The sequence below is a fragment of the Sphingopyxis sp. BSN-002 genome, assembly GCF_022024275.1.
GTDB lineage: Bacteria > Pseudomonadota > Alphaproteobacteria > Sphingomonadales > Sphingomonadaceae > Sphingopyxis.
Map to the genome: position 1 here is coordinate 668388 of NZ_CP091804.1, position 23952 is coordinate 692339.

At 65.9% G+C, this 23952-nt stretch carries 20 protein-coding genes; 15 read left to right on the forward strand and 5 right to left on the reverse strand.

The window, feature by feature from the left end:
- Nucleotides 1–57: 57 nt before the first annotated feature.
- Nucleotides 58–816, forward strand: a complete 759-nt coding sequence (locus L7H23_RS03400) for a helix-turn-helix transcriptional regulator (RefSeq protein WP_237837959.1) — start codon at nucleotides 58–60, stop codon at nucleotides 814–816.
- 116 nt (nucleotides 817–932) lie between these two features.
- Nucleotides 933–2465 carry an amino acid permease gene (locus tag L7H23_RS03405; protein ID WP_237837960.1) on the forward strand — a complete coding sequence of 511 codons (1533 nt, stop codon included), beginning with the start codon at nucleotides 933–935 and terminating at the stop codon, nucleotides 2463–2465.
- Nucleotides 2466–2476: 11 nt separating this feature from the next.
- Here the strand turns inward: L7H23_RS03405 and L7H23_RS03410 are convergent, their stop codons facing one another.
- Both L7H23_RS03410 and L7H23_RS03415 read right to left on the reverse strand, forming a co-directional pair.
- Nucleotides 2477–3580 (reverse strand): NADH:flavin oxidoreductase/NADH oxidase, encoded by a 1104-nt coding sequence (locus tag L7H23_RS03410; RefSeq protein WP_237837961.1) that lies wholly within the window; start codon nucleotides 3578–3580, stop codon nucleotides 2477–2479.
- Between the two features lie 25 nt (nucleotides 3581–3605).
- Nucleotides 3606–4388 (reverse strand): SDR family oxidoreductase, encoded by a 783-nt coding sequence (locus tag L7H23_RS03415; protein WP_237837962.1) that lies wholly within the window; start codon nucleotides 4386–4388, stop codon nucleotides 3606–3608.
- Nucleotides 4389–4513: 125 nt separating this feature from the next.
- Between L7H23_RS03415 and L7H23_RS03420 the strand changes: the two genes are divergently transcribed.
- Entirely contained in the window at nucleotides 4514–5275 is a 762-nt protein-coding gene (locus L7H23_RS03420) for a ThuA domain-containing protein (RefSeq protein WP_237837963.1), read from the forward strand.
- Here L7H23_RS03420 and L7H23_RS03425 read toward each other — a convergent pair.
- Nucleotides 5272–6909, reverse strand: coding sequence for a GMC family oxidoreductase N-terminal domain-containing protein (locus L7H23_RS03425; protein WP_237837964.1), 1638 nt, complete (start codon nucleotides 6907–6909; stop codon nucleotides 5272–5274). The genes L7H23_RS03420 and L7H23_RS03425 overlap by 4 nt on opposite strands.
- A gap of 122 nt (nucleotides 6910–7031) precedes the next feature.
- On the opposite strand from L7H23_RS03425, the gene L7H23_RS03430 reads away from it, so the two are divergent.
- From L7H23_RS03430 to L7H23_RS03450, 5 genes are all read left to right on the forward strand, one after another.
- Nucleotides 7032–7778 carry a glucose 1-dehydrogenase gene (locus tag L7H23_RS03430; protein WP_237837965.1) on the forward strand — a complete coding sequence of 249 codons (747 nt, stop codon included), beginning with the start codon at nucleotides 7032–7034 and terminating at the stop codon, nucleotides 7776–7778.
- Entirely contained in the window at nucleotides 7778–8491 is a 714-nt protein-coding gene (locus L7H23_RS03435) for an SDR family NAD(P)-dependent oxidoreductase (protein WP_237837966.1), read from the forward strand. Before L7H23_RS03430 ends, L7H23_RS03435 begins: the two co-directional genes overlap by 1 nt.
- Before the next feature lie 140 nt (nucleotides 8492–8631).
- Nucleotides 8632–11025 (forward strand): TonB-dependent receptor, encoded by a 2394-nt coding sequence (locus tag L7H23_RS03440; RefSeq protein ID WP_237837967.1) that lies wholly within the window; start codon nucleotides 8632–8634, stop codon nucleotides 11023–11025.
- 119 nt (nucleotides 11026–11144) lie between these two features.
- Nucleotides 11145–12602 carry a carotenoid oxygenase family protein gene (locus L7H23_RS03445; protein ID WP_237837968.1) on the forward strand — a complete coding sequence of 486 codons (1458 nt, stop codon included), beginning with the start codon at nucleotides 11145–11147 and terminating at the stop codon, nucleotides 12600–12602.
- A 13-nt stretch (nucleotides 12603–12615) separates the two neighbouring features.
- Nucleotides 12616–14178 carry a fatty acid--CoA ligase gene (locus tag L7H23_RS03450; RefSeq protein ID WP_237837969.1) on the forward strand — a complete coding sequence of 521 codons (1563 nt, stop codon included), beginning with the start codon at nucleotides 12616–12618 and terminating at the stop codon, nucleotides 14176–14178.
- Here L7H23_RS03450 and L7H23_RS03455 read toward each other — a convergent pair.
- Nucleotides 14171–14983: an SDR family oxidoreductase gene (locus tag L7H23_RS03455; protein ID WP_237837970.1), complete on the reverse strand. Its 813-nt coding sequence runs from the start codon at nucleotides 14981–14983 to the stop codon at nucleotides 14171–14173. The genes L7H23_RS03450 and L7H23_RS03455 overlap by 8 nt on opposite strands.
- A 12-nt stretch (nucleotides 14984–14995) precedes the next feature.
- Entirely contained in the window at nucleotides 14996–15994 is a 999-nt protein-coding gene (locus L7H23_RS03460; RefSeq protein ID WP_237837971.1) for an NADP-dependent oxidoreductase, read from the reverse strand.
- 115 nt (nucleotides 15995–16109) lie between these two features.
- On the opposite strand from L7H23_RS03460, the gene L7H23_RS03465 reads away from it, so the two are divergent.
- The 7 genes from L7H23_RS03465 to L7H23_RS03495 all read left to right on the forward strand — a co-directional run bounded on the left by L7H23_RS03465 (nucleotide 16110) and on the right by L7H23_RS03495 (nucleotide 23950).
- A complete protein-coding gene (locus tag L7H23_RS03465; protein ID WP_237837972.1) occupies nucleotides 16110–18236 on the forward strand; it encodes a molybdopterin-dependent oxidoreductase in 2127 nt (708 codons plus the stop codon).
- Nucleotides 18237–18245: 9 nt separating this feature from the next.
- Entirely contained in the window at nucleotides 18246–19262 is a 1017-nt protein-coding gene (locus tag L7H23_RS03470; RefSeq protein WP_237837973.1) for an NADP-dependent oxidoreductase, read from the forward strand.
- On the forward strand, nucleotides 19259–20035 hold the full coding sequence (locus tag L7H23_RS03475; protein WP_237837974.1) for a ThuA domain-containing protein: 777 nt from the start codon (nucleotides 19259–19261) through the stop codon (nucleotides 20033–20035). The genes L7H23_RS03470 and L7H23_RS03475 overlap by 4 nt, the downstream gene beginning before the upstream one ends.
- Before the next feature lie 75 nt (nucleotides 20036–20110).
- Entirely contained in the window at nucleotides 20111–21358 is a 1248-nt protein-coding gene (locus tag L7H23_RS03480) for a cytochrome P450 (RefSeq protein WP_237837975.1), read from the forward strand.
- Nucleotides 21355–22416 (forward strand): acyl-CoA dehydrogenase family protein, encoded by a 1062-nt coding sequence (locus L7H23_RS03485; protein ID WP_237837976.1) that lies wholly within the window; start codon nucleotides 21355–21357, stop codon nucleotides 22414–22416. The genes L7H23_RS03480 and L7H23_RS03485 overlap by 4 nt, the downstream gene beginning before the upstream one ends.
- Nucleotides 22413–22805 (forward strand): OB-fold domain-containing protein, encoded by a 393-nt coding sequence (locus L7H23_RS03490; protein WP_237837977.1) that lies wholly within the window; start codon nucleotides 22413–22415, stop codon nucleotides 22803–22805. Before L7H23_RS03485 ends, L7H23_RS03490 begins: the two co-directional genes overlap by 4 nt.
- Nucleotides 22802–23950, forward strand: coding sequence for a thiolase family protein (locus tag L7H23_RS03495; protein ID WP_237837978.1), 1149 nt, complete (start codon nucleotides 22802–22804; stop codon nucleotides 23948–23950). The genes L7H23_RS03490 and L7H23_RS03495 overlap by 4 nt, the downstream gene beginning before the upstream one ends.
- The last annotated feature ends 2 nt before the right edge of the window (nucleotides 23951–23952 follow it).

The window sequence follows — 23952 nt, forward strand, 5'->3', positions numbered from 1 at the left end:
CCTTGGGCGGCTTCGGCCTGTACAGTGGGGTCAGCTGATATTTGTGGGAAATGGGCCATGAAGCACAGCATTGATATCTTGCGCACCGCGCGCCCCGTCATGGCGCTGCAGGATGAATATCCTGCGGGCTATATCGACCCGATGCACAGCCACGACCATGTGCAGATCCTTTACGCCTCGGCCGGCGTCATGTCGGTGCGGACGCCCGAGACCAGCTTCGTCATCCCGCCGCAGCGCGCGGTGTGGCTGCCCGCAGGAATGAAGCATGAAGTTGCCTGCCGCGGCCCCGTGTCGCTGCGCACGCTGTATCTGCCGAGCGGGCACGCCGCGCGCGATGCCGAATGCCGCGTCTTCGAGGTGTCGAACCTGCTGAAGGCGCTGATTCTCGAAGTCGTCGATTTCCCGCCGCTCTATGACGTTACCGGACGTGAGGGGCGCATCATCGACCTGCTGCTCGAAGAGATCGAGCGTATGCCCAATGCGCCCTATCAGGTCTCGATGCCCGGCGATCCCCGCCTTTTGCGCGTCTGCAACGCGATCCTCGCAGATCCCGCAGATCCGCGCGATATCGACGACTGGGCGGGGCTGGCGGCGATGGGGCGGCGAACCTTCACCCGCACCTTCAAGCAGGAAACCGGTATGGGCCTCGCGGTCTGGCGCCAGCAGGTGCGGCTGATGGAAGCGCTGTCGCTGCTCGCGGCGGGCGCGTCGATCACGCAGGTCACCTATGACGTCGGCTACGACAGCCCCAGTGGCTTCGCCGCGATGTTCCGTCGCGCCTTTGGCGTGCCGCCGAGCCAGTATCTGAAGCAATAGGGGCGGTCACAACGGGCAACTTGCCCGTTCCCGACAATTATCCGCCCGTTCGCCCGCGCTCCGACAAATCCGCACCATAAGCTGCGCGCCGGGATCCGGAGCGGGAGGATGATGACATGGGCACCGAACCGATGGGCGGGCGGCGAAAATCCATCGAGGAAATCCGCCGCGACCATGAAAATGTCGCGATGCACCGGACGCTTGGTCCGTTCCAGCTCGTGATGATCGGGATCGGGTGTATCATCGGCGCCGGCGTCTTCGTGATGACCGGGACTGCGGCATCGCATTACGCCGGACCGGCCGTCGCGCTCTCGTTCGTCATCGCCGCGTTCGCCTGCCTGCTCGTCTGCCTGTGCTATGCCGAGCTGGCTTCGGTCCTTCCCGCCTCCGGCGCATCCTATTCCTACGCCCATGCGGTGCTCGGCGAGGGTTTTGCCTGGGCGCTGGGCTGGATGCTGATGCTGGAATTCGGACTCGCGGGTTCGGCGCTGGCCGTCGGGCTTTCGGGCTATCTCGCCAGCCTGCTGGGCGATTTCGGCGTCATCGTGCCGGATGCGATCTCGACGCCCCTGCTGCTCGCCGTCGCCGGCCCCGGAGGCACGAGCTTCGCGCAGAGCGGATCGGTCAATCTGGTGGCCGCAGCGGCACTGCTTCTGGCGATGCTCGTCGTCATCAGGGGCGTGGCCCATTCGGCGGCGATCAATGCACTGCTGGTCGTCGTCAAGGTCGGCGTCCTTATGGGCTTTGTTGCGGTCGGCGCGCAGCACATCGACACCGCGAACCTCACCCCGTTCGTGCCCGCCAACGAAGGCGGCTTCCGCTTCGGCATGGAGGGCGTGTTCCGCGCCGCGTCGATCCTCTTCTTTTCCTATCTGGGGTTCGAGGCGGTGGCAGCGGCGGCAGCCGAAGCGCGGCGGCCGCAACGCGACGTACCGATCGGAATCATGGGCGCGCTGATCGCCAGCACCCTGCTCTATGTTGCCGTCGCCCTGACGCTGACCGGCATCATCTCGTTCCGCGAACTCGACGTTCCCGATCCGATCGCGATCGCGGTCGGCGCACTCGGCATGCCGGTCTTCGCCGTGGTCATCAAGGTGGGAGCGCTCGCCGGGCTGGGGTCGGTGCTGCTGGTCAATACCTACGCCCAGTCGCGTATCTGTCACGCCATCGCCCGTGACGGACTGCTGCCGCCTTTGCTTGCGAAACTGCACGACAATTACCGCACGCCGGTCGCGGCGACGATATGCGTCGCAACGATCTCGGCAACCGCAGCGGCGATGCTCCCGATCTCGCTGCTGGCCGATCTGGTCAGCCTCGGCACGCTGTGCGTTTTCATGACCGTCGCGATCGCGGTCGTCGCGCTGCGCAACAGCCATCCCGATCTGCCGCGCCCCTTTCGCGTCCCTTTCGGCGGCTTTCGCGTCGCCGGAAAATGGATCGGCACCGTGCCCGCCCTCGCCTTCCTGTCATGCATTCTGATGGGCGCGCCGGTCCTGACCGACATCGCGCAGAAAGCCGCATCGGGAGAGTGGATTCCTGCAGCGATCCTGGGAACCTATGTTGCGATCGGGCTCCTGCTGTACCTGGGCTACGGCCGACCGCGAGCGGCCGCGTTGCGGGCCGGCATGCAGGGCGCCCGTCCGGACTGAGTTTTCGGAGGCTAGGGCCGGAAAAGGTCGGGGAATTCGCGCGGCTGCGATCGCAGATATTGCGGCGGTGCAACGACACTGGCTCCGAGCTGCGCAGCGGCATGCCAGGGCCAGCGGGGATCGAACAATATGCCCCGCGCCAGCGCCACCAGATCGGCGTCGCCATTCGCGATAATCGCCTCCGCCTGCTCGCAACCGGTAATGAGCCCGACGGCGACGACGGGCATCCGCACCGCCTGTTTCACGGCACGCGCGAGCGGGACCTGATAGCCGGGGCCGATCGGAATCTGCTGCCGCGGATCGAGCCCGCCGCTCGACACATGGATCGCGGCGCAACCGCGCGCCTTGATCGCGCGGGCGAATTCGACCGTCTGCTCGATGGTCCAGCCGCCTTCGACCCAGTCGGTTCCGGAAACGCGAACCGTCACGGCGCGTTCGGCCGGAAAGGCCTGTCGCACCGCATCGAACACCTCAAGCGGAAAGCGCATCCGGTTTTCGAGGCTGCCGCCATATTCGTCGGCACGCCGGTTCGACAGCGGCGAGAGAAACTGATGCAGCAGATAGCCATGCGCGCCGTGGATCTGGACGGCGTCGATGCCAAGCCGCGCCGCGCGCTTGGCCGCCGCCGCAAAGGCGTCGCGAACGCGGGCCAGCCCGGCGCGGTCCAGCTCGACCGGCGGAATTTCGCCATCGGCAAAGGAAAGCGGCGACGCGCCCGCGGTCTGCCAGCCGTTCGGATGGTCGGGAGGCAACTGCGCCCCGCCCTTCCACGGCACCTCGGTCGAGGCCTTGCGGCCGGCATGGCCGAGCTGGATCGCAATCGGCATGTCCGACCAGCGCCGGACGCTCTCCAGCGTGCGCGCCATCGCGGCTTCGGTTGCATCGTCCCACAGGCCGACGTCGGCATGGCTGATCCGCCCCTCGGGCAATACCGCGGTCGCCTCGATCGTCAGCAAGGCTGCGCCCGACAGCGCCAGATTGCCGAGATGGATGAGGTGCCAGTCGGTCATGCAGCCGTCGACCGCCGAATATTGGCACATCGGGGCAATCACGATGCGGTTGCGAAGGGCGAGGCCGCCGACCGTCATCGGCGTAAAGAGCTTGGGATCGGTCACAGTCGCTCCAGGAGAATAAGGGCCGTCAGACGCCCATCATACCCGCAGTCGTCGCGCCGTCGATGACATAGTCGGCGCCCGAGATGAACGCGGCCTCGTCGGACGCGAGAAAGGCGACGAGCGCACTGACCTCATCGAGCTGCGCCATGCGCTTCATCGGCGCCATCCCCTCGAACGCCGCGCGTGCGGCAGCGGGATCGGGCGAGCGGTCGATGACACCACGGATCATGTCGGTCTCGACCACACCGGGCAGGATCGCGTTGACCCGGACCCGATAGCCCTTGCCCGCGCAGTGGATCGCCGCCGATTTGACGAGCGCGACGACCGCGGCCTTGGTTACCGAATAGGCGGCATAATTGCCCATCGCGCGGTGCGCGTTCATCGACGAATTGACGATGATCGAACCGGCGGGACCCTGCGGATTCCTCGCCATCGCGCGGATCGCATGCTGGACGGTAAGCATCACGCCGGTCTGGTTCACCCCGACGATATGGTTCCAGGCGTCGATGCCGATATCCTCGACGCTGGCATCGCCCGCTTCGGTCCCGGCATTGGCGAAGGCGATGTCGAGCCGGCCATATTCGGCCTCGATCTCGGCCATCAGCGCGCCCCACGCCGAGGCGTCTTCGACACGGTGGGTGCGAAAGATCGCGCCGGTCCGGCCTTCAACGGCTGCCGCCGCCTCGGCATTCGAGCCGGTGAAGACGACCTTCGCGCCTTCCTTCGTCAACCGTTCGACCGTCGCCGCGCCGATTCCGCTCGTCCCGCCCGTGACCAAAGCGACCTTGCCGCCCAGTCTCTGCTGCATCGCGCCTCTCCTCTCACCTGCCCTCTTGCCAGCTTCATGGTCTTCGGGAACCTATCAATACAGCAAGGTGACGACAGCGCACTGCACCCGCATGATGGCACTATAACAGGAGGAGAGGACCGGCGATGAGCGACAACGAACACCCGCCCCGCATCAACTGCGTGCTGATCTGCGGCGGCGTCTGGCACGATATGGATTTCGCGCGGCTCGAGCTTTTGAAGCTGCTCGCCGAGGACCAGCGCGTGCGGACGCGCGTGTTCGAGAATTACGACAATATCGACGCGATCGAAGCGGCCGACATTCTGATCACCTATACCTGTGACGTCACGCCGTCACTGCCGGCGCAGGAAGCGCTGAGGAGCTGGCTAGCGAAGGGTGGACGCTGGTACGCCCTTCACGGTACCAACTCGATCCTCCGCCTGCTCGACACCGGCGTTTGGGATGCGCCGCGCTGGGCGCCGCTGATGATGGATTTGCTGGGATCGCAGTTCATAAGCCACCCGGCGATCGAACCCTACACCGTCCGCGTCGTCGATCCCGACCACCAGCTCACCAAAGGTATCGAGCCGTTCGAGACGACCGACGAGCTCTATCACCTCGAGACACATGGCGACCTGCACGTCCTGCTCGACACCGAATGCACTGGTCCTGGCACGGGCTTCGTCGAGGCCGAAGATGCACCGGGCACCTATCCGGTCTTTTACATCAAGCAGCATGGCGCGGGCGCGGTGCTGTACCTGACGCTCGGCCATTGCCGCGGCCATTACGACCTGCAGCCGATGATGGACTGGTGGCCGACGGTCGACCGCTGTGCGTGGGACCTGCCGGTCTTCTACGACCTCCTGCGCCGCGGGATCGGCTGGCTGAAGGAGCGCGAAAGCGCTTAGGCGACCGCGCGCAGCTTGCGCCGATCCTCGCGGATCAGCCCCGCCGCACGCAGCGCGAGCGCCATCGCCGGCGCATTGGTGTTGCCGGTCACCGGCGAGGGCATGACAGAGCAGTCGACGACGCGAAGCCCCTGCACACCGTTCACCCGCAGCCGCGCATCGGTCACGGCGCGGTTGTCGCTGCCCATGCGGCACGTCCCCACCCCGTGCAGGCCGCAGGTCGCGAGACGGCGGAAGGCGGCGAGGATTTCGGCGTCGCTCTGCACCGCCGCGCCGGGCAGCAATTCGCGCTCGACCAGTCCGACGAGGGCGGGCTGCGCCATATAGCGGCGCATCGCATGCACCGCGGCGATCGCGGTTCGCTCGTCCTCGCGCGTCGAGAGCCAGTTGGGCTTGATATCGGCGGGCGCATCGCTGCCGGGGCCGGTGATCATTATGCTCCCCTCGCTCGTCAGGCGGAGGAGCTGGCCATAGATGGTCATCCCCGGCTTGCGGTCAATGCTGTTCAGCGGCACCGGATGCTTGTCGTCGCCGAGCGCGAAGGTGTAGCCGCCGAGATAGAGCTGCAGGTCGGGCCGCAGGTCGCAGCTGGTCAGGTTCAGGAAGGCACCGACCTCGAACGGTCCCGTCGCCATGATCCCGCCGCGCGTCAGCATATATTGCGCCATCGCGCGCATCAGCCCGATCCCGAAGAAGCTGCGGTTGCTGCCGACGTCACGCGACAGGCGGTGCGGCATCGAAAAGCCCAGATGCTCGCGCATCCGCCCGCCGACGTCGGGCGCATCGACGACGGGATCGACGCCCGCGGCGCGAAGGGCATCGGCGGGCCCGATCCCGGAACGCTGGAGCAGCAGCGGACTTTCGAGCGTTCCGCCCGAAACGACAACCTCGCCGACGCAATCGAAGCGTTGCAGCTGCCCCGCAACCTTCGCCTCGACGCCGGTCACACGGCCGTTCTCGACGACCAGTCGCTCGGCCATCGCATGCGTCACGATGTGCAGGTTGGGCCGCTTTCTGGCGCGCGCGAGATAGGTCGTCGCCGCACTCTCCCGCCGGCCGCGACGGACATTGTGTGCATAGAAGCCGACGCGGTCCGCCGTCGATCCGTTGAGATCGTCGACGGGCTTCAGCCCCATCTCGACCCCCGCCTGTACCATCGTCTCGGCGAGCGGATAGCTGTGGATCTTCGGCGCGACGGCGACCGGTCCGCCGGCGCCGCGCATCGCGCTGGCGCCGAGTCCATGATCCTCGAGCTTGCGGAAGGCATCGGTCATCGCCTCGCCGTTCCAGCCGGTGCAGCCGAGCTTTTCCCACTCGTCATAATCGGCAGGCTCGCCGCGGCTCCAGATCATGCCGTTGACCGCCGACGATCCGCCGAGACCCTTGCCGCGGATCCACACCTCGCTCGGCGCGGCGCCGTCGCCGCGCGGCTGCGACACGCCATAGGCCCAGATATGATCGGGATTGGTGACGAGCTTCGCCACACCCTTGGGGATCGCCACCCAGCGGCTGTCGTTAGGGCCGCCCGCTTCGAGCAGCAGCACGCGAATGTCGGGATCGGCGCTCAATTGTTCGGCGAGCACGCAGCCCGCCGACCCCGCACCGACGATGATATAGTCCCAGCTGTCCGCCATGGCGCCTCTCCTGTCCCGCCACGATGTGATCCCGACCGGCCATCGGCCGCACCTAGCGCAATAAATAGTCCCCTCGCCTCGCCGGCAGCATGATAGTGCCGGAGCAAAACATGGAGGACAGGATGGCAGGGCAAGGCCGCATCGCGGGCAAGATCGCGTTCGTCACCGGCGGTGCGTCGGGGCTGGGGCTCGACATCGTCCGCCGCTTCGTCGCCGAGGGTGCCGAGGTTGTCATCGCCGACATCGACGTGACTGCGGGCGAAGCGCTCGCCGCCGAACTCGGCCAACGTTTCGTGAAACTTGATGTGTCGAACGAAGGGGAATGGCTCGCCGCGCTTGGCACCTGCGACCGGATCGACATCCTCGTCAACAACGCCGGCATAACGACCATGGGTTCGATAGAGGACCTTACACTGGCGGCATTCCGGCACGAGTTTGCCGTCGATGTCGACGGGGTGTTCCTCGGCTGCAAGCATGTCATCCCGAAGATGAAGGAGCATGGCGGGTCGGTGATCAACATGTCCTCGATGTGCGGCGTACGCGCGCAGGCCGACCTCGCAGGCTATAATGCGGCCAAGGCGGCGGTGACCCACCTCACCAAATCGGTCGCGCTCCATTATGCGGCCAAAGACTATGGCATCCGCTGCAACTCGGTGCATCCCGGGGCGATCCACACCGCTATGATCGACAAGGTGATGGCGCAGGTAGATGATCCCGAAGCGCTCTACGCCGGCTTCGTCGCCACGCACCCCGTCGGCAGGCTCGGCAAGCCCGAAGAGGTTTCGTCGATCGTGCTCTATCTCGCGTCCGACGAGTCTTCTTTCGCGACCGGTGCCGAATTCCGCATCGACGGCGGCAGTTCGCTCTGATGGCGGGGCGCCTCGACGGCCGCGCCGCGCTCGTCACCGGCGCCGGGTCGGGGATCGGGCTTGCGACTGCCAAGCGCCTCGCGGCCGACGGCGCGCGCGTCCTGACCACCGACCGCGCGGGCGAGGTCGACATCGTCGCCGACGTCACCGCACCGGGGGTCAATGCGACATTGATTGCCGAGGCGGAGGCGCGCTTCGGGCAGCTCAATATCGTCGTCGCCTGCGCGGGCATCACCGGGATGCAGATGCTGGACGGCGCGAGCGACGAGTTTTTCGACCAGATGATGGCGGTCAACGTCACCGCCGTCTTCCGCCTGATGCGTGATGCACTGCCCCTGCTCAAACGTTCGCCGTACGGCCGGATCATCCTGATCGGATCGGTAATGTCGAGTTTCGGCGAGGCAGGCATGACCGCGTACAGCGCGTCGAAACACGCCGTCCTCGGCATGACAAAATCGGTCGCGGCCGAAGTCGGCGCGCATGGCATCACGGTCAACTGCATCCAGCCCGGCGCGATCGAAACCCCGATGACCGCGCCCGCCTTCACCGCGATGCCCGAGTTCAGGAATAAATGGATAGACAAGGCTGCGCTCGGTCGCCTCGGCCAGCCCGAAGACATCGCCGACGTCGTCGCCTTTCTGGCCAGCGACGAGGCGCGTTTCATGTCGGGTCACGGCCTGTTCGTCGATGGCGGCGCCACCCAGAGGCAATAGAAATCCAAGCAAATCAGTGCATTTCGCGCCGCTACGGCATGCCTGATATTTTTGATGATTGTTGAATCGGGGCATAAAGCGGACCTTGCCCTCAACGTGACCGGCGAGCCTATGCGCCGGCGCGAGAGGGAGGAACGACGATGACCACGCATGCCCGAATGCTGCCTGCCATCTATGCCACTGTGTCGCTCGCTGCACTTGCCATCGCCACCCCGGCCTTCGCGCAAGAGGCGCCCGCCGAGGACAACAGCGGGGGTGCGCTCCGCGAAATCGTCGTCACCGCGCAGAAGCGCTCCGAAAGCGTCCAGTCGATCCCGATCGCCGTGACCGCGCTCGACGAGAAGGCTCTGGAGTCGGCCACGATCGACGATATTCGCGACATCGCCGGCCGCGTTCCCAGCCTCGTCGTCGACTCCGTCGGCGCCGGCCCGAGCGCCGCCGCCATCTCGATCCGCGGCATCAGCTTCGAGGACATCGAAAAGAGCTTCGACCCCGCGGTCGGCGTCGTCGTCGATGGCGTGTTCATCGGCACCAATACCGGCCAGCTCCTCGACAGCTTCGACCTCGAACGCCTCGAGGTTCTGCGCGGCCCGCAAGGCACGTTGTTCGGCCGCAACACGATCGGCGGCGTGATCAACGTGACGCGCACCAAACCGACCGAGGACTTCGGCGTTCGCGGTCAGTTCGCCTATAGCAATTTCGATACCAAGCGTGGGCGCCTGGTAGTCAACACCGGGTCGCTCGGCGGCATCATCGCGCTCAAGGCCTTCGGCTATTACGACAAGACCGACGGCTATTATTTCAACGTCACCAAGAACGAGCGCGAAGGCCGCTACGAGACGCTGACCGGCGGCGTCACCGCGCTGATCACACCCAGCGACGCGATCACCGCGCAGGTCACCTATCAGCACAGCCGCGAACGCGGCGAGACGATCGTTGCGCCGTTGTCCGAGACCGGCCGCGACGTGATCTGCGCCGCACCCGGCGCCCCCGGCTTCTCGCCCGCCGCCCAGTGCAACCGTTCGACGCAGCCGCATCGCGGACTCTACACGACCTACAGCAGCATCGAGACCCCGGTGCGCAACGATGCGGACAGCCTGACCGGCAACATCGACATCGAACTCGGCGACAATCTGACGCTCTCGTCGGTCACCGGCTATATCAAGAACAAGGAATCGGTGACGCAGGACTTCGACGCGAGCTCGGTCAATTTCTTCGAGACGAAGCGCGACCAGCACTACAAGCAGTTCAGCCAGGAGCTGCGTCTGCTCGCCGACTTCGACATGGTGAACCTGCTCGTCGGCGGCTATTATTTCAACAGCAGCTACACGCTCGATCAGTCGACCAATTTCGGCGTCGTGCTGGGTCAGGGATCGACCGCAGTCCTGCGCCAGTATGTCGATCACCATGCCAAGTCCTACGCCGGCTTCGCCGACGCGCAAATCAGCCTGTCGGACCAGTTCAAGGTCTCGCTCGGCGCGCGCTACACCAACGACAAGAAGTCGATCTTCAACAATTACGGCCGTATCGGCGCGCTCGTCCGGCTGACGCTCCCGACCTTCGACGGCACGTCGTGCGTCGCGGTGACCGGCACGACCAGCCCGGCGCCCGGCGTCGTCATCCCGGTCTACAGCGCGGCAAGCAATTGCTCGGGCAGCGACAGTTTCGGAAAGTTCACCTGGCGCGCCAACGCCGAATATACGATCGAACCCGGCAAGCTGATCTATGGCTCTTTCTCGCGCGGTTTCCGTTCGGGCGGCTTCAACGGCCGCGCGGCGTCGCCGACCTCGCTCGGTCCGTACCAGCCCGAGACGGTCGATGCCTATGAAGTGGGCCTGAAGGCCGACTGGCTCGACCGCACGCTGCGCACCAACCTCGCCTTCTATTACACCAAATATAACAACAAGCAGGAAGAGGTCGTGCAGCCGTCGCCTCCGGGATCTTCGAGCCCGCAGGAAACGGTCGTGAAGAACGCATCGTCGGCCGATATCAAGGGCTTCGAGGCCGAAATCATCGCGCAAATGTCCGAAGAATTCAGCTTCAACGCCTCGTTCAGCTACACCGACGCCAAGTACAAGAATTTCCTCAACGACATCGTCGGCCTGACCACCGGCAGTGCGGCCGACGGCATCCCCGACGATGTATCGACACTGACGCTCCGCCGCGCACCCAAATATCAATGGTCGGCGGGCCTCAACTACAGCAAGGAAACGGGCTCGGGCCGGATCGATGCCTCGACGCTGCTCCGCTATCAGAGCAAATATGTGACCTGCATCGCGCCGAACCGTCCGGTCGTTCCCGGCGCCGTCGTCAACGACAACCGCTGCTTCACCGAGGATCGCGAAAATCTGTCGGCGCAGATCGGCTACACGCATTTCCTCGGCGAAGGGCGCGAGGTCAGCCTGTCGCTGTTCGGACGCAACCTTACCAACCACAAGGGTCTGTCCTCGACCCTGCCGGTCGCGGGGCTCTTCACCTTCGGCGCGGCGATCCAGCCGCGCACCTATGGTGTCGAACTCGGCTTCCGCTTCTAGAATTTTTCGGGACGTTCCCGTCAGGGCACGGCGGGACCGTAAAGGGGGCCAGGAACAAGGGGCGGCGCATTGCACCGCCCCTTGTTTGATGGACCGAAGCGACCAGCGAAGGGACCAGAATGACGCAGGCCTTTTTCGACCATCCCTTTCTGTCGGGACATCACCAGCCGGTGCGGTTCGAGGCGACCGCGCCCGACCTGATCGTTGACGGTGAAATCCCCGCCGACCTCGTCGGCGTATTCTATCGCAACGGCCCCGAGCCGCTCTATCCGACGCGCGAGGGCGAGTATCACTGGTTCGACGGCGACGGCATGGTCTATGCCTTCCACATCGCCGATGGCCGCGCCTCGATGCTCAACCGCTGGGTGAAGACCGAGAAGTTCGAGCTGGAACGGGCGGCGGGCAAGCGCCTGTTCGGCCTCTTCGGCAACCCGATGACCGCCGATCCGTCGGTCGCGGGCAAACGCTATAACACCGGCAACACCAACATCATCGTCCATGGCGGCAAGCTGCTCGCGCTGATGGAGGGGGCGCCCGCGGTCGAACTCGACCCGCGCACGCTCGATACGCTGGGCGAGGAACATTATGGCGGGACGATCACCTCGACCTTCTCCGCTCATCCCAAGATCGACCATTATACCGGCGAGCTCGTCAACATCGGAGCGATGATCAACGGTCCGATGGGCGCGGCGCAGATCCGCTACGACGTGATCGCCGCCGACGGCAGTGTGCGCAAGGCCGAGGTCATCGACATGCCGCACAACGCGCTGATGCACACCTTTTTCCTGACCGAGAATTGGGTCGTCTTTCCGGTGATCCCGATCGATGTCGATCTGGGCCGCGCGATGAAGGGCGGCCCGATGACCGCGTGGGTCAACGACCGCCCGACGAAATTCGCGCTAATGCCGCGCGAGGGATCGGCGAGCGACATCCGCTGGTTCGACTATGAGCCGCGCCACATGTTCCACGAACTCAACGTCTGGGAACAGGACGGCAAGATCATCGCCGACGTCGCCGCCGCGAACGGAACCGCCCTCTTCCCCGACGAGACGGGAGTGAAGAAAACCCATGGTGACACGCAACAGAGCCTCCGCCGCTGGACGATCGATCCCGGCACCAACGGCAACGGGACGTGGATCAAGGAAGAGACGCTCAACGACCGCGACATCCAGTTCCCGCGCCCCGACGATCGCTTCATGACGCGCGCCTCGCGCCACAGCTTCGCGAACATCAACCTCAACAGCCGCGACGGCCGCGCCGAGGGGATGGACGCCGTGCTGCGCTTCGACACGGTCAGCGGCAAGGAGGACTATTATCATTTCGGCAACGGCGCCTCGTGCGGCGAGCTGATCTTCGCGCCGAAGATGGGCGCCGCGGGCGAAGGCGACGGCTATGCGATGACGCTCGTGCACCGCGCAGGCGCGGCGACGAGCGAGCTGGCGATCTTCGACGCACTCGACATTGCGGCGGGTCCGGTCGCGACGGTGCATGTCCCGTTCCGCGTGCCGTCGGGTTTCCATTGCAATTTCTATGCTGCCGACTCCAGTCTCTACCGACAGGCGTTCAGCGCAGCATAAGGGAGCGAAACGGGTGAAGGTCGCAGCATTTGAACGCGTCGCCGATGTTGCGCGCCGGAACGGTCAGGAAAGACCTGACAAGATTCTCTTCCACTTCGAAGGGCGGGCGACGAGCTACGCCGACTTCGACGCGAACAGCAGCCGCGCCGCGAACGGGCTGATCGCGCTCGGCCTGAAGCCCGACGACCGCGTCGCCTATCTCGGCAAGAACAGCGATCTCTATTTCGAGCTGGTGATGGCGGTCGCCAAGGCCGGGGGCGTGATGACGCCGGTCAACTGGCGGCTCGCGGTGCCCGAGATCGCATGGATCATCGACAATTGCGCCGCGCGCATTTTGTGCGTCGGTCCAGAATTCGTCGATCTCGTCGCAGCGAACCGCGCCGCCTTCCCAGGCGTCGAGCATGTGATCGCGAGCGAAGGCGATTATAGCGCCTGGCGCGACAGCTTCCCCGCCACCGACCCCAACATCGCGCGCGGCGAAACCGATGCGGTGATCCAGATGTACACCTCGGGCACCACCGGCAAACCCAAGGGCGCGGTGCTCACCAACGGATCGGTGCTGCGCTCGAAGCTCGACCGCGATCCCGCGCTGCAGGCCGACTGGGAGCGGTGGGAGGAAGGCGATGTCGGGCTGGTCGCCATGCCCTGCTTCCATATCGGCGGCACCGGATACGGCATCACCGTGATGACCAACGGCGCGACCGGCGTGATCACCCGCGAGTTCGACCCCGGCGGGGTGCTCGACCTGATCGAGGCCTATGGCATCTCGAAAATCTTCATGGTGCCCGCCGCGATGCAGATCATCGTCAACCAGCCGCGGGCGCGCGAGGTCGATTTCTCGCGGCTCCGCCACATCGCCTATGGCGCCTCGCCGATCCCGCTCGACCTGCTGCGCCAGTGCATCGACGTCTTCCAGTGCGGTTTCGTCCAGATGTACGGGATGACCGAGACCTCGGGCACGATCGCCGCGCTGCCGCCCGAGGATCACGACCCCGCGGGCAACGAACGGATGCGCTCGGTCGGCAAGCCCTTGCGCGGAGTCGAGATGCAGGTGGTCGATGAGGGCGGCAATCCCCTGCCCCCGCGCGAAATCGGCGAGATCGCGATCCGTACGCAGGCGAATATGCGCGAATATTGGGCACGGCCCGAAGCGACCGCGGAAACGATCGACGGCGACGGCTGGCTGCGCACCGGGGATGCCGGCTACACCGACGAAGGGGGCTATTTCTACCTCCACGACCGGGTGAAGGACATGATCATTTCGGGCGGCGAGAATGTCTATCCGGCCGAGGTCGAGAATGCGATCTACGGCCACCCTGCCATCGCCGACGTCGCGGTGGTCGGCGTGCCCGACGACAAATGGGGCGAAGCGGTGAAGGCCTGCGTCGTCCTCCGCGAAGGCCAGAGCGCCGACGCGAGCGAGATCATCGGCTGGGCGCGGACACGGATCGCGGGCTATAAATGCCCGAAGTCGGTCGACTTCATCCCCGCACTGCCGCGTAACCCGTCGGGCAAGATCCTTCGCCGCGAACTACGCGCGCCCTATTGGGAAGGGCGCGAGCGGCAGATCAGCTAGCTTGCAGCTTCGCCATCGCCGCGCCGACTGCGGCGGCGATGTCGTGCTCCTGCGGATTGCCGCGCAACGCGAGCCCGCCATTGGGCTGCAAATTCTCGCCGGTCACGAACGCCTCGTCGCTCGCCAGCCACAAGCATGCGTTGGCGACATCCTGCGACGTGTTGAGCCGCCCCAGCGGATAGCGCGGCAGGAAGGCATCGACGAGTCCCGGCGTCGCGAACGCGCCTTCGGTCATCGGCGACTCCGTAAAGGCCGGCGAAACGATATTCGCGCGAATGCCCGCCGCACCGAAGTCGTTGGCGACGCAGCGGATCAGCGCCTCCGACCCGGTCTTGGTGCCGATATAGGCCGCGTGATTGCTGATCGGCGACCGCGTCGTCGCCGACGAGATCTGGATGATCGACCCGCCGCTCGGATCGTTCGCCAGCATCGCGCCGACGAACGCCTGCAGGAAATGATGCACGCCGGTGAATTGCAGCGCGACGATGCTCGCGAGTTCCTCCTCGGTCACGTCGAGCAAGGGCTTGAGCAGCCCCCAGCCGCTGGCGTTCAATGCGACGTCGACCCCGCCCATCTTCGCCTTCGCCGCATCGGCGAGCGCGAAGACCGACGCCTTGTCGGTGATATCGCAGAGCGCCGCATGGCCGCCGATCTCGGCCGCAAGCACATCGAGCGGTTCGGCCTTGCGCCCCGCGACCATCACCGTCGCGCCCTCGCGCGCGAACAGCCGCGCGGTCACCTGCGCCATATTTCCCGTCGATGCCGCGCCGATGATGACGGCGCGCTTGCCGACCAGCCTGCCCATGTCGACCTCCTTTTAAAGCTTCAAAAGTTGCTTGCCGCGGTTCTGGCCGCTGAACAGGCGCTTCAGCGTATCGGGCGCATTTTCGAACCCGTGCTGCACATCTTCGCGATAGTTCAGCCGGCCATCGAGCACGAAGCCCTCCAGCCGCTTGCGGATCTCGGGAAACTCGCTCGCCCAGTCGAGCACGATGAAGCCCGCCATCGAGCCCCGGCGAAAGATCAGGTTGAAATAATTCTGCGGTCCCGCGGGCAGCGTCCCCATCTCGTAGCGGCTGATCCCGCCGCACACCGCGACGCGCGCGCCGGTCGCGATCTCGCCGAGCATGTCGTTGAGGATCTTGCCCCCGACATTGTCGAAGATGACGTTCACGCCGCCGGGGCAATGTTCCTTGATCTGGCCGCGGACATTGTCGGCCTTGTAATCGATCGCCGCGTCGTAACCGGCCTCCTCGACGAGCCAGCGACACTTGTCCTCGCCACCCGCGATGCCGACCGCGCGGCACCCCGCGATCTTCGCGAGCTGGCCGACGACCGATCCCGTCGCCCCCGCCGCACCCGACACCAGCACCGTGTCGCCCGCGACCGGGCGCCCGACCTTGAACAGCCCGCAATAGGCGGTGACCCCTGTGGTCCCGAGCACCGACAGCATCGCGGTCGGCGGCAATTGCGTGTCGATCTTCACCAGCCCCTCGCCGTTCGACAGGTGCCATTCGGTCCAGCCGGTCGATCCCATGACGAGGTCGCCGGCCGCAAAGCCTGGATGGTTGCTCTCGACGACTTCGCTGATCCCGCTGCCGCGCATCACGTCGCCGATCGCCATCGGTGCGACATAGTCGGCGATATTTTCCATCCAGCCCTTCTGCGCCGGATCGAAGCCGAGATAGAGCGTCTTCAGCAGCAGTTCGCCCGCGCCCGGCGCGCCGATGTCGGTTTCGACGAGCCGGAAATCGCCATCCTCGATCCCGCGCCCGCGCGGATGTCCGTTCAGCAGCCACTGGCGCGATGTCGGCATCGATACTCTCCCCTTTATCGCCGTCGAAACTGCGCCCGCGTGCCGCGACCAGCCACCGCCAAAAGTGCCAGTCGATTGGCGGCCGCCGCGGCCTAGGGTGTCATCAGGGAGAGAGATGATGCCCGAGGTCCGCCGCAGTTTTTGCCGCTTCTGTCACGCCAATTGCGCGATGCTCGTCACCGTCGACGAGGGCCGCGTCACCAAGGTCCAGGGCGACGCCAGCGACCCGGTGTTCGGCGGCTACACCTGTATCAAGGGTCGCCAGCTTGCCGAGGCGCACAACGGCCCGCAGCGGCTGACGGTGTCGCAGAAGCGCGTCGATGGTACGTTCACCGACATCGCGATGGACACCGCGCTCGATGAGATCGGCGCGAAGCTCGCCGCGATCATCGCCGAGCACGGCCCGCATGCGGTCGCCATCTACGGCGGCACCTACGCGTTTCAGAACAGCGCCGGGGTCGGCAGCGCGATGGCGTTCGCGCAGGGGCTCGGCACGCGCAACATCTATACCTCGGTGACGCTCGACCAGCCCGCGAAAGTCTATACGACGATGCGCTACGGCAGCTGGATGGGCGGGATGCACACCTTTGCCGAGGCCGACGTCGCCTTCTTCATCGGCAACAACCCGATCGTCTCGCATTACGGCCCGCCGGGCGGCCTGCCGCCCTTCTCGCCCTCGCGGCGCCTGCGCGACGCCCTCGAAGGCGGGCTCAAACTGATCGTCGCCGACCCGCGTCAGAGCGACGTCGCGGCGCTCGCGCATATCCACCTGCCCGTCCGCCCGGGCGAAGACCCCGCGCTGCTTGCGGGGATCATCAACGTGATCTTGTCCGGGGGCCTCTACGACAAGGCGTTCGTCCAGCGCTATGTCGACGGCCTCGACGAGTTGCAGCGCGCGGTCGCGGGCTTCACCCCCGACGTCGCGGCGGCGCGCGCGGGGGTCGAGGAAAGCCAGCTCGTCGCCGCCGCGCGGATGTTCGCGAATGGCACCAAGGGTGTCGTCTCGACCGGCACCGGCCCCGAGATGGCGGGCAACGGCACGCTCACGCAGTATCTGGTCTCGTCGCTCAACATCATCTGCGGGCGCTTCTGCCGCGAGGGCGAGAAGAGCTCGATCCCGCGCGTCTTCACCCCTGTCACGCCGCGCCGCGCGCAGGTCGCGCCGCCGATGGCGCTCTATGGCGAGGGCTTCCCCGCTTCGCGCATCCGCGGCCTCACCCACCTCGGCATGGAGATGCCGTGCAACGTCCTCGCCGACGAGATGCTGACGCCGGGCGAAGGCCAGGTGCGTGCGCTGATCGTGATCGGCGGTAACCCCGTGGTCGCCTTCCCCGATCAGGACAAGATGACGCGCGCGATCGACGGGCTGGAGCTGCTCGTCTCGATCGACGTCAACGCCGAGTCCGCAACCGCGAAACGCGCCGACTATATCCTCGCGCCCAAGATGTGCCTCGAGCGCGAGGACATCAGCAACCTTTCCGAATGGTGGTACGAAATCCCCTACGCCCGCTATACCGAGGCGATGATCGAAGCGCCCGAGGGGCTGCTCGAGGAGTGGGAGATGCTCTGGGAACTCGCGCACCGGATCGGCACCGGCATGCCGCTTGCGGGCGGCGCCTGCCCGATGGACGAACGGCCCACGAAAGAGGCCTTCCTCGACCTGATGGTCGCAGGCTGCACGGTGGCGCCGAGCAAGGTACGCAGCGACACCGTCGACGGAAAGGCGGTGATCTATGCCGACCTCCACCCGGTCGTGGAGCCGGGCGATCCCGACGCGCCCGGCCGTTTCGACATCTCGGTCGGCGGTATGCCCGACCAGCTCATTGCCTATGGCAGCGCCGACCAGCCGACCCCCGAATTTCCCTGGCGCATGGTCTCACGGCGCAGCCGCCACCGCTTCAACTCGACCGGGCAGAACCTGCCAGCGCTCCGTGCAAAGCGGACGACAAATCCCGCCTTTCTCCATCCCGACGATCTGGCGCTGATCCCCTGCGCCGACGGCGACACCGTCCGCATCCGCTCGGCGGCAGGCGAAATCGTCGCGGTCGCGCGCGCGGCGGAGAATATGCGCCCCGGCGTCGTGTCGATGGCGCATGCCTTCGGCGGCCCCGACATCGGCGCCGACGGCGTGCATGAGCATGGCGCCTCGACCAACCGCCTCGTCAGCGAGAGCGTGTCCTACGACCCCATCACCGGCCAGTCGCTGCAAAGCGCGATCCCGGTGTCCATCGTCCCCGCCTGAGGAGTTTTCATGCCCGACAACCGCCGCTTCCTGCTGACCCGCCGCCCCAATGGCGAGCCCGTGCAGGACGACTTCTCGCTCGTGACCGAACCGACGCCCGAGCTCGCCGACGGCGAGTTTCTGATCCGCAACCATTATGCATCGCTCGACCCCGCAATCCGCGGCTGGATGGACGATGCGCCGAGCTATATGCCGCCGATCCCGCTCGGCGCGCCGGTGCGTGCCTCGACCGTCGGCATCGTCGAGGCGAGCAAGGCCGAGGGCTTCGCACCCGGCCAATGGGTGATGGGCCTCAACGGGATCGAGGATTATTCGGTCGGCACCGTCGGCGGCTTCACCCAGCCGATCGACGCATCGCTCGTCCCGTCGGTGACCAACTATCTCTCGGTCCTCGGCGCGGTCGGGATGACCGCCTATTTCGGTTATATCGACGTCTGCGAACCCAAACCCGGCGACGTCGTGCTCGTTACCGGCGCGGCGGGTGCAGTCGGTTCGCTCGTCGGGCAGATCGCGAATATCAAGGGCGCGAGCAAGGTCATCGGCATCGCGGGCGGACCCGAGAAATGCGCGAAACTCATCGATCGCTACTGCTTCGACGCCGCGATCGACTATCGCGGCAAGGACCTCGCCGCGCTCACCGATGCGATCCGCGCCGAGGCGCCCGACGGCGTCGACATCATCTTCGAGAATGTCGGCGGCGACATCCTCGACGCGGGCCTCAACAATCTGCGTGACGGCGCGCGCATCGGCCTCTGCGGCCTGATCAGCGAGTATAACAGCGTCGAAAAGATCGGCGCGCGCAACATCTGGCAGCTCATCGTCCACCGCGCCTCGATCCGCGGGCTGCTCGTCGCCGACTATATCGCGCGCTTCGCCGAGGGTGGAGCCGAGATGGGGGGCTGGCTGCAACAGGGCAAACTCATCGCCGACGAGCATGTCGACGAGGGGATCGAGAACAGTTTCGACGCCTTCATGCGGCTGTTCGCCGGGAGCAACCAGGGCAAGATGATCCTGAAGATCGCATGACGGGATCGCGCCGCCTTCTCGTCCTTTCGGGCGGCCACCCCTATGAAGCCGAACCCTTCGCCGACCTGCTCGCAAGCTTCACCGGCTGGACGGTCACGCATCTGATCCATCCCGAGGCCGAAACCGCCGTCGCAGCAGGCGCGGCGGCGGGGGTCGATGCGATTCTCTTTTACGACATGCCGGGTTACAGCTTCGGCGACGGCAAGGCGGCGACGCGCCCGCCTTCCTGGACGTACCGGCGCGCGATCACCGACCATTTCGCGCGCGGCGGCGGCGCGGTCGCGATGCATCATGCGATCGCGGGCTGGGCCGAATGGCCCGAATGGGCGGAAATGATCGGGGGGCGCTTCCTTTACGCCCCCGGCGAGGCCAATGGCGAAACCCATCTCGACTCGGGCTACCGACACGACGTGCGCTACGACGCGGTCGTCCTCGACCCCGATCATCCGGTGACGGCGGGCCTGCCACCGCGCTTTCCGCTCTGCGACGAACTCTATCTCGCGCCGGTGTGGGGTGCCGCCAAGCCCCTGCTCCGCGCCGATCACGCCTTCGTCCGCGACAATTTCTATTCGGCATCGCAGGCCGTGGCGGGACGCATGTTCAGTAACGACGGCTGGAATCATCGCCCCGAAAGCGACCTGATAGCGTGGGAAAAGCCCGTCGGCACGGGCCGCCTCGTCTATCTTCAGCCGGGCGACGGACCCGCGGCCTATGCCGATCCGAACCTCCGCCGGTTCCTCTCCAATGCGCTTGCCCATGTCGCGGCCGCCTAACGAAATTGTGCATCGCGCGGGGGGAGCGGCTGCATATAGTTGCGCGTATAAAGAGAAGATCGAGGGAAGAGGCGCGTGAACGATATCGCCGCAAGCAGTTTTTTCGACCCGCAGGTGATCGCGGACCCGTTCGACTATTATCGCGCGTGGATGCCGAAGAGCCCCGTCGTGCAATTGTCACCCGGCATGTTCCTCGTCCTCTCCTATGAGCTTTGTTCGCAGGCGACGGGCGACGTCGAGACCTTCTCGAACAATTTTCAGGGCACGCTGTCGGGCGCGATGGCGGAGGATGGCGACGTGTCGGCGATCCTTGCCGAGGGCTGGCCACAGGTAGACACGCTGCTTACCGCCGATCCGCCAACGCACACGCGCTTCCGCAAGCTCGTCAACCTCGCTTTCTCGATGAAGCGCGTCGCCGCGATCGAAGAGGATATGCGCGGGGTCGTCGCCGGGCTGATCGACCGCATGGCCGAAAAGGGCGAGGCCGATTTCGTCCGCGACTTCGGCATTCCCTTGCCCGTCGCGATGATCGCGAGCCAGATCGGCATGACCAAGGACGATCTGGACAAAGTGAAGCGCTGGTCGGACGCCTTCGTCGACCGGCTCGGACGGATGATCCCCAAGGAGCGCGAGCTCGAATGCGCGCGCGAGGTGGTCGAATTCCAGCATTTCGTGAAAGCGAAGATCGACGAGCGCCGCGCGAACCGCACCGACGACCTGCTGTCCGACCTCGTCCATGCCGAGGTCGATGGCGAACGCCCGCTCGAGGATGCCGAAATCCTGTCGATCATGCAGCAACTGATGGTCGCCGGAAACGAGACGACGACCTCGGCGCTGGCGGGCGGACTGCTCCAGCTGATCGAGAATCCCGATCAGATGGCTAAAGCTGTTGCCGCCGCCGACAACGGCAACGAGCGCGCGATCATCAACCTCGTCGAGGAGGTGCTCCGCATCGAGAGTCCGACCGCGGGGATGTGGCGCATGGTGCTGAAGGATGCCGAGCTTAGCGGGATGAATATCCCCAAGGGCGCGATGGTTCAGCTCCGCTATGCTGCGGCGAACCGCGACCCGGCCAAATACCCCGATCCCGATCGTTTCGACATCGAGCGCGCCAACGCGCGCAGTCACCTCGCCTTCGGCAAGGGCATCCATATGTGCGTAGGCAATATGCTGAGCCGCAAGGAAATGGCGGTCGCCTACTCCGAACTGCTGAAGCGACTGACCGACTTCCGCGTCGCCGAGGGGCACACGCCGAGCTGGCCGCCGAACATGCTGCTGCGCGGGCTCACCACCCTGCCGATCACCTTCGAGCGCCGCGCATGAATTTCGACCTCGACGAAGACCAGCAGCTCACGCGCGACATGGTCGGCCGCTTTCTCGGCCCGGTCGACATTGCGGCGCGGCACGCGATGCGGAAGGCCGAAGGCGGTTATCCCCGCACGCGTTGGCAAGAGATTGCCGACCTTGGCTTGCTGGCGCTCCCCGCCCCCGAAGCGATGGGCGGCATCGGCGGGACGATGGTCGATCTCGCGCTCGTTGCGGAGGCGCTCGGCAAGGGCGTCGCGATCGATCCCTGGCTCGAAAATGGCGTGCTGCCGATCCGGCTGGCGACGGCAGCGGGCGATCATGCACTCGTCGCCGACCTGACCATCGGCGCGCAATTCGCCGCGGTCGCTTTCGCTGAACCGGGTCGCCGATACGAAACCGAAGCCGTCGGCACCAAGGCCGAAGACGACCGGATCACCGGCGCCAAGACCTTCGTCCTCGGCGCACCGCTCACCGACACGCTGCTGGTCACGGTTGCGGGCGACAAGCTCGCCAAAATCGCGATGGGCGCCGCCGGTGTCGTCAGGCGGGATTATCCAGTCATCGACGGTTCGAACGCTGCCACAATCGACCTGCATCGTGCTTCGGCCGACCTGCTTGAACTGCCCGAAGCCAGGTTCCAGCGCGTCATCGGCGACGTCCGCATGCTCGCCGCCGCCGAAATGGTCGGGCTCGCGCAGACAATGTTCGACGACACGCTGGCCTATGTCGGCGAGCGCCAGCAATTCGGCGCCGCGATCGGCAGCTTTCAGGCCCTCCAGCACCGGCTCGTCGAATGCTATGCCGCGCTCGAACAGGCGCGCTCGATGATGCTGCGCACGGCGATGCTCGATCCCACGACCGACGATGCGAACTGGCCGCGGATCGCCGCCGGCGCCAAGGCCTTCGTCGGCGAAGCGACGACAAAGATCGGGCTCGAGGCAGTGCAGATGCACGGCGGCATGGGGCAAACCGACGAGCTCGCGATCGGCCATGCGCTGAAACGCGTGATGCTGCTCGACAAAGTGTTCGGCGATCAGGACCATTGCCTGCGCAGCTATGCGAGGGCCGCATGAGCGCGCTCGCGCCTATCGCTCCCGGCCTGTGGACCGACGAAGCCGAGCCGCGCCTCATCGGTGCCCGCCGGGCCGATGGCGAGATCGTCTTTCCGGTGCCCGACGGCGACGCCGCGGCGCTCGTCGAACCCGTCGCGCTCTCGCGCAAGGGCAAGCTCTGGTCGTGGACCACCCAAGGCTTCGAACCCAAGGAGCCATATAGCGGCCCCCAGCCCTTCCAGCCTTTCCTCATCGGCTATGTCGAGCTGCCCGGCGAAGTGATCGTCGAGACGCGGATCGTCGATGCCGCCGCCGCCGACCTCGTCATCGGGATGCCGATGGAGTTCGCCGTCGTTGCCTTCGACGATGCGCGGTCGACCTATGCCTTCCGTCCGGAGCGCCAGCCATGAACGACGACGTCTATATCATCGGCGCGGGCATCCATCCCTTCGGCCGTACCGACGGCCGTTCGGGTCGCGATCAGGGCGTCTATGCGGTGCGCGAGGCGCTTGGCGATGCCGGGATCGAATGGAGCGACGTCGAATTCGCCTATGGCGGCTCGGCGGCGGCGGGGTCGGCCGACATCATGGTCAACGAACTCGGACTGACGAGTGTCCCCTTCATCAACGTCGCCAACGGCTGCGCGACCGGCGGCAGCGCGTTGACCGCCGCGCGCAACGCGATCGCGGCGGGCGCCTGCGACATCGCGCTCGCGGTCGGCTTCGACAAGCATCCCCGCGGGGCGTTCAACGCCAAGCCTTCCGACTACGGCCTGCCCGAATGGTATGGTGAAACCGGGCTGATGCTGACCACGCAATTCTTCGCGCTCAAGATCCAGCGGTACATGGCGCTCCACGGCATCAGCCGGCGGACGCTCGGCCTCGTCGCCGAAAAGGCGTTCCGCAACGGGACGCTGTGCGACCATGCCTGGCGCCGCTCGCCGGTCGATCTCGATACGATCCTCAATGCTCCGATGGTCAACGATCCGCTGACCAAATATATGTTCTGCTCGCCCGCGGAGGGCGCGGTCGCGCTCGTTCTCGCCAGCGGCAAGAGGGTCCGCGAACTCGGCTCTGACGCCGTCCGCATCGCCAGCGTCGCCTTCCGCACCCGCCCCGAAGGCTCGTTCGAAGTCTTCGCACCGTCGATCAGCGTCAATGGCGGCGGCAAGCCGACCCAGATCGCCAGCAAGGCCGCCTTCGAAATGGCGGGCATCGGCCCCGAGGATGTCGCGGTCGCGCAGTTGCAGGACACCGAAAGCGGCGCCGAGATCATGCACATGGCCGAAAACGGCTTCTGCGCCGACGGCGAGCAAGAACAATGGCTGGCCGAGGGCTGGAGCGAGATCGGCGGAAAAATGCCGATCAACACCGACGGCGGCTGCCTTGCGTGCGGCGAACCGATCGGCGCGTCGGGCCTCCGTCAAGTTTACGAAAACACGGTGCAGCTACGTGGCCGCGGCGGCGAGCGACAGGTGCCGAATGGCCCCAAGGTGGGTTACTCTCATGTCTATGGAGCGCCCGGCCTGTCGGCGGTGGCGATCCTCGAACGCTAGAA

What these genes read in the sequence shown, in the direction of transcription:
- L7H23_RS03400 (WP_237837959.1), top strand. Translation starts at nt 58, where the DNA reads ATGAAGCACAGCATTGATATCTTGCGCACCGCGCGCCCCGTCATGGCG.
- L7H23_RS03405 (WP_237837960.1), top strand. Translation starts at nt 933, where the DNA reads ATGGGCACCGAACCGATGGGCGGGCGGCGAAAATCCATCGAGGAAATC.
- L7H23_RS03415 (WP_237837962.1), bottom strand. Translation starts at nt 4,388, where the DNA reads ATGCAGCAGAGACTGGGCGGCAAGGTCGCTTTGGTCACGGGCGGGACG.
- L7H23_RS03420 (WP_237837963.1), top strand. Translation starts at nt 4,514, where the DNA reads ATGAGCGACAACGAACACCCGCCCCGCATCAACTGCGTGCTGATCTGC.
- L7H23_RS03425 (WP_237837964.1), bottom strand. Translation starts at nt 6,909, where the DNA reads ATGGCGGACAGCTGGGACTATATCATCGTCGGTGCGGGGTCGGCGGGC.
- L7H23_RS03430 (WP_237837965.1), top strand. Translation starts at nt 7,032, where the DNA reads ATGGCAGGGCAAGGCCGCATCGCGGGCAAGATCGCGTTCGTCACCGGC.
- L7H23_RS03435 (WP_237837966.1), top strand. Translation starts at nt 7,778, where the DNA reads ATGGCGGGGCGCCTCGACGGCCGCGCCGCGCTCGTCACCGGCGCCGGG.
- L7H23_RS03440 (WP_237837967.1), top strand. Translation starts at nt 8,632, where the DNA reads ATGACCACGCATGCCCGAATGCTGCCTGCCATCTATGCCACTGTGTCG.
- L7H23_RS03445 (WP_237837968.1), top strand. Translation starts at nt 11,145, where the DNA reads ATGACGCAGGCCTTTTTCGACCATCCCTTTCTGTCGGGACATCACCAG.
- L7H23_RS03455 (WP_237837970.1), bottom strand. Translation starts at nt 14,983, where the DNA reads ATGGGCAGGCTGGTCGGCAAGCGCGCCGTCATCATCGGCGCGGCATCG.
- L7H23_RS03460 (WP_237837971.1), bottom strand. Translation starts at nt 15,994, where the DNA reads ATGCCGACATCGCGCCAGTGGCTGCTGAACGGACATCCGCGCGGGCGC.
- L7H23_RS03465 (WP_237837972.1), top strand. Translation starts at nt 16,110, where the DNA reads ATGATGCCCGAGGTCCGCCGCAGTTTTTGCCGCTTCTGTCACGCCAAT.
- L7H23_RS03470 (WP_237837973.1), top strand. Translation starts at nt 18,246, where the DNA reads ATGCCCGACAACCGCCGCTTCCTGCTGACCCGCCGCCCCAATGGCGAG.
- L7H23_RS03475 (WP_237837974.1), top strand. Translation starts at nt 19,259, where the DNA reads ATGACGGGATCGCGCCGCCTTCTCGTCCTTTCGGGCGGCCACCCCTAT.
- L7H23_RS03485 (WP_237837976.1), top strand. Translation starts at nt 21,355, where the DNA reads ATGAATTTCGACCTCGACGAAGACCAGCAGCTCACGCGCGACATGGTC.
- L7H23_RS03490 (WP_237837977.1), top strand. Translation starts at nt 22,413, where the DNA reads ATGAGCGCGCTCGCGCCTATCGCTCCCGGCCTGTGGACCGACGAAGCC.
- L7H23_RS03495 (WP_237837978.1), top strand. Translation starts at nt 22,802, where the DNA reads ATGAACGACGACGTCTATATCATCGGCGCGGGCATCCATCCCTTCGGC.